The organism is Arthrobacter sp. 35/47 (genome assembly GCF_000520475.1).
Lineage (GTDB): Bacteria > Actinomycetota > Actinomycetes > Actinomycetales > Micrococcaceae > Arthrobacter_D > Arthrobacter_D subterraneus.
This window is the reverse complement of record NZ_KI914620.1, coordinates 17,100-22,199: the sequence shown is the minus strand read 5'-3', so window position 1 is coordinate 22,199 and position 5,100 is coordinate 17,100. Positions and strand designations below refer to the sequence as shown.

The following is a 5,100-nucleotide window of genomic DNA, read 5'->3' as shown; positions in this document are numbered from 1 at the left end:
CGTTGCCATTCGTCCCGGCGGCGCAGCCGGCCGCGTGATCGATGAGCGGGTTGCGATTGCCGAGGGCGTCCTGGGCCAGGAGACGGTGGGCGCCGGCGGACTCTCCTATGCACTGCGGTCCATCCCGGAGATGCTGACGATCGGGGAATCGATCCGCACCATCTGCCCGGAGGCCTGGGTCATCAACTTCACCAACCCCGCCGGAATCATCACCGGGGCGCTCCAGCCGGTGCTCGGCGGGCGGGTCATCGGAATCTGCGACTCCGCCTCGGGGCTGGTCCGCCGGGCCTCCCTCGCCGCCGGTGCGCCGCTGCCGTTCGGCACGCTGATCGGGGTGGATTACGTGGGCCTGAACCATCTGGGCTGGCTCCGGGGGATCAAGTACGACGGCGGCGACCTCCTGCCCGCGCTCCTCGCCAACCCCGCCAGGCTGGCTTCCTTCGAGGAAGGGCGGGTTTTCGGTGCACCCTTCCTGCAGATGCTCGGGGTGCTGCCGAACGAGTACCTGTTCTACTACTACTTCCACGCCGAGGCGCGGCGCTCGATCGCAGCCGCAGCCGAAACCCGCGGGGAGTCCCTGGTCCGGCAGCAGGCGGATCTGTACCCTTCGCTGCTCGCGGCGGAGGAGCCCTTCACCGTGTGGGAGTCCGCCCGGCGCGCCCGCGAGGAGGGTTACCTCGCCGAAGCCCGCACCGCCGAGGAAACCCGCGACGAGGCCGACCTCGCCGGCGGCGGGTACGAGCAGGTTGCCCTCACCGCGATGCGAGCCCTCCTCCGCGATGAGCCCGCCGAGCTGATCCTCAACGTGCGTAACGGCGGCGCCGTCCCGCAACTGCCCGCCGACGCTGTGGTCGAGATCCCCGCACGCGTCACCGGGCGGGGCGCCGAGGCGCTGGCCGTCCGCACCCCGACACCGCACCAGCTCGGACTGATGTCGCTGGTATCAGGGGTGGAGCAGGACGTGATCGCCGCCGTCGTGCATGGCGACCGCGCGCTCGCCCTCCGGGCGTTCGCGCTGCATCCGCTGATCGACTCGGGCCATACGGCGCAGCGGCTGCTCCGCGGGTATGAGAGGGCGTTCCCCGGGCTGCCGGGCCTCTGGCGGTAAGGGAGGACGCCGCGTGCGCGGGCTCCAACCGGGAAGTTTTGCGCAGCTCGGGTGACTCTGCCGCGCCGGGGGTCACCCGACCTGCACAAAAGTTCCCGGGGTTTACGCCTCGAGCGCCTTGGCCCACAGGTTGATGTCCGATTCCACGGCGAACTCGTCGATCGCGTGGAGTTCGCTCTCGCTGAAGTCCAGGTTTCTGATGGCGCCGACGCTGTCCTCCAGCTGCTTCACGCTTGATGCACCGATCAGCGCGGACGTGATCGGCGACCCCTTGCCCTGCGGGCGGAGGATCCAGGCGATGGCCATCTGTGCAAGCGTCTGCCCCCGGGACTCCGCTATGCCGTTCAGCCCACGGACGCGCCGGAGGTTGTCCTCGGACAGGTGGTCCTCGGAGAGCGACTTGTTGGACGCGGCGCGCGAGCCCTCCGGGACGCCGTCGAGGTACCTGCTGGTCAGCAGGCCCTGCGCCAGCGGCGAGAAGGCGATGGAGCCGGCCCCAACCTGCTCGAGCACCTGCGGCAGGTTCGGCTCACCGTTCTCCACCCACCGGTTGAGCATGGAGTAGGAGGGCTGGTGGATCAGCAGCGGGGTGCCAAGGTCACGGAGGATGGCGGCCGCCTCGGCCGTCTTTTCCGGCGAATACGAGGAAATTCCGGCGTAGAGCGCCCGGCCCGAGCGCACCGCGGTGTCCAGTGCACCCATGGTCTCCTCGAGCGGTGTCTCCGGATCCGGGCGGTGGCTGTAGAAGATGTCAACGTAGTCCAGCCCCATGCGGTTCAGCGACTGGTCGAGGCTGGCCAGCAGGTACTTGCGTGAGCCGAAGTTGCCGTAGGGCCCCGGCCACATGTCATAGCCGGCCTTGCTGGAAATGACGAGTTCATCCCGGAACGGACGGAAGTCGTCCTTCAGGTGGCGGCCGAAGTTGGTCTCCGCTGAACCGTAGGGCGGGCCGTAGTTGTTCGCCAGGTCGAAGTGGTTCACGCCCAGGTCAAAAGCCCGGCGCAGGATGGCCCGCTGCACGTCGAACGGCTTGTCATCACCGAAGTTGTGCCACAGGCCCAGCGAGACGGCCGGCAGGTGCAGGCCGCTGCGGCCAACTCGTCGATACGGCATGGTGTCATAGCGGTTGTCCGCGGGGTGGAAAGTCATGACTTCATCCTAGGTGGCTGAGTGCTGTGGCCACCGATCCGGCAGGAGGGAACGCAGGTGCGACACTGCGGTGTGCAGCGGCGCCGCACCCGCAACAAACCCGTCAGGGCGCACGAGGTAGCAGAATCCCTCCGCCAGTCCCCTACCGTCCGCGGCAGGGAAGGAATGTGCCGGAACCTGCAGGGCGCGCCCGACGGCGGCAGCCACCTCCGCATCCACCTCACCGTAGGTGTGGACCTGCCAGACGGCGGTGCGCAGGGCCTCGAAATTGGGGCCGGTCCACGGCAGCCGTCTTCCCACCACCCGGCCGCGCCGTCTGCGGCGGGAGCGCACTGCGGGTGAGCGGACGCCGTCGTCAGTCCGGGGATCGCCTATCCAGTAGTGGATGCGGATCTGCGAGAGGTAGCCGAACAGGCGCGGCGCAATCGGGAGTCGCGGAAGCAGCCGGATCGCTACGGGTGCAATCAGCCGTGGTGCCGTGCGCCGGACGGCGCGGGCAAGGCGGTGGTCGGAGGTCACCAGGGCGAAGGCACGGTCGGTGCTGTTCACGAGGCGGAGCGCCACCGGCCGCCGCTCCGCCTCGTAGCGGTCGAGCAGCCGTTCCGAGGCGCGGCCCCGGAGTACGTCGGCCAGCTTGAACGCCAGGTTGTGGGCGTCCTGCAGGCCGGTGTTCATTCCCTGAGCGCCGACGGGCGAGTGCACGTGCCCCGCGTCGCCGGCGAGGAAGACGCCGCCCTGCCGGAAGCGGGCCGCAACGCGGTGGTGGATCCGGTAGGTCGAGAACCAGAGGGTCTCCGCGAAGGTGACGCCAAAAACGGTAGCCAGGCGTTGCCGCGCGAGTGACTCAGGGACTTCCTCGCCGGGTGCGGTCCGCAGGACCCCGAGCAGCCGATGGTGGCCTCCGGGTCCCATGGGAAACCCGAGCAGGAACTCCTCGGCGCCGAACCGCAGGTTCACGCTGTCCCCGGCGACACCCGAGACACCCAGGACGTCCGCGACATAGAACGTGTGCTCATTGGTGAGGCCTTCAAACGGGATGCCGGAAAGCTTCCGTACCGCGGAGGATCCACCGTCCGCTCCCACGCAGAACCGCGCGCTGATCGTCAGCGGGCCGCCGGGTCCTCTGCACTCCGCGCGGATCCGATGGCCATCCCCGTCGGGAAGCCCGCCCGTGCTCAGCCCGACCAGCGCGTGGTCCCACTCGACCGCCCCGCCGAGCTCCTCCAGCCGGTCCAGCAGGATGCGCTCGTTCCTGCTCTGCTCCAGCACGTGAAGCCCGGGGTAGGGAGTCAGTCCGGTCCCGAACCTGCCGATGGGTACGGCGCCGAAGGACCGGCGCTCGTAGCCGGGGCGGATGGTGACCGCAGGGTATCCCTCCGCAAGAACCCGGTCCACCACGCCCAGCTGGTCATAGATCTCCATGCTCCGCGAGTGGACGCCGAGAGCACGCGATTCCCGGGTGGGCCCCGCCTTGCCGTCAACCACCACAGCAGCAACGCCGAGCTTCGCCAGCCAGGCGGCGAGCATCAGCCCGGTGGGACCGGCTCCGACCACGAGCACATCCGTGCTGAGCTCCCGCATGGTGGCTTGACCTTCCGCTAGACCTTCAGGATCGCCGCTCCGTGAGCCGGGAGGGTGACCGTCCCGTCCCCGATGGATTCACCGGGGGCGGTGCTGAGCAGTACCTTCCTTGCCGCTACCGGAACCTCCCGCTGGGCGTCCGCGAAATTTACGACGACGGCGGTGCCTCCCCGGTGCAGCACCAGCCACCGCTGATCCTCGTCAAAGTCAACGCTCACCGAGGTGAAGTCCGGGTTGTGAAGGTCCTTGTTCTCCCGGCGCAGCGCGATCAGGTCCCGGTACAGGTTCAGGAGCCGCGCCTGTTCGGGCCGCTCCTGCTCGCTCCAGTCGAGCTTCGCCGAGGCGAAGGTCTCCGGATCCTGGGGATTGGGCACCGTGTCCGGGTCCCAGCCCATCTTCTCGAATTCCCGCAGGCGCCCCTCTGCGGTTGCCTTGCCGAGTTCCGGTTCGGGGTGGGAGGTGAAGAACGGCCAGGGCGTGGCCGCACCGTATTCCTCGCCCATGAACAGCATCGGCGTGAAGGGACCGGCGAGGTTGAGGACGGCGGCGTGGGCCAGCTGCACCGGAGGAAGCGTTGCGCTGATCCGGTCCCCCGCCGCACGGTTGCCGATCTGGTCGTGGTTCTGGGTGCAGACCACGAGCTGGTGCAGGTTGTGCTTCGCCGGGTCGATGGGACGCCCGTGTGAGCGCTCGCGGAAGGAGGACCAGGTGCCGTTGTGGAAGAAGCCCTCCGTGTACACCTTGGCGAGGGCGCCGATCGAGTCGAAGTCCTCGTAATAGCCCACCGTCTCACCGGTGACGTTGACGTGCGCGGCGTGGTGGAAGTCATCGCTCCACTGCCCCGCCAGCCCATAGCCGCCGTCACTGCGGGGTGCGATGAGCCGCGGGTTGTTCAGGTCGGACTCGGCAACCAGGAACAGGGGCTTGCCCAGCTCCGCAGCGCACCGGTCGGTCTCGACGGCGAACTCCTCGAGGATGTGGATGGCGCGTTCGTCATGCAGTGCGTGCACGGCATCGAGCCGCAGCCCGTCTACATGGAAGTCGCGGAACCACATGAGGAGGTTGTCGATCACGTAGCGGCGTACCTCGTCGGAGCCCGGCCCGTCGAGGTTCAGGGAGTCACCCCAGGTGTTGGCCTTGCCCTCGGTCAGATAGGGCGCAAACTGCGTGATGTAGTTTCCGCTGGGCCCGAGGTGGTTGTAGACAACGTCCTGGATGACGCCGAGCCCGTGCTGGTGGGCGGCGTCCACGAAGCGCTGGTA

At 68.5% G+C, this 5,100-nt stretch carries 4 protein-coding genes; 1 reads left to right on the top strand and 3 read right to left on the bottom strand.

Annotated features, from left to right (window positions below; translation table 11 throughout):
- A partial coding sequence (locus X803_RS20735) for a family 4 glycosyl hydrolase (RefSeq protein WP_035779524.1) occupies positions 1-1,108 on the top strand: 1,108 nt, incomplete at its 5' end.
- Positions 1,109-1,210: 102 nt separating this feature from the next.
- Here the strand turns inward: X803_RS20735 and mgrA are convergent.
- The 3 genes from mgrA to X803_RS20730 all read right to left on the bottom strand — a co-directional run.
- Positions 1,211-2,257 (bottom strand): L-glyceraldehyde 3-phosphate reductase, encoded by a 1,047-nt coding sequence (gene mgrA, locus X803_RS0116235; protein WP_026545949.1) that lies wholly within the window; start codon positions 2,255-2,257, stop codon positions 1,211-1,213.
- Between the two features lie 9 nt (positions 2,258-2,266).
- On the bottom strand, positions 2,267-3,838 hold the full coding sequence (locus X803_RS0116230) for an FAD-dependent monooxygenase (RefSeq protein WP_026545948.1): 1,572 nt from the start codon (positions 3,836-3,838) through the stop codon (positions 2,267-2,269).
- Between the two features lie 17 nt (positions 3,839-3,855).
- A partial coding sequence (locus tag X803_RS20730) for a DUF3459 domain-containing protein (RefSeq protein WP_035779523.1) occupies positions 3,856-5,100 on the bottom strand: 1,245 nt, incomplete at its 5' end.

What these genes read in the sequence shown, in the direction of transcription:
- mgrA (WP_026545949.1), bottom strand. Translation starts at nt 2,257, where the DNA reads ATGACTTTCCACCCCGCGGACAACCGCTATGACACCATGCCGTATCGA.
- X803_RS0116230 (WP_026545948.1), bottom strand. Translation starts at nt 3,838, where the DNA reads ATGCGGGAGCTCAGCACGGATGTGCTCGTGGTCGGAGCCGGTCCCACC.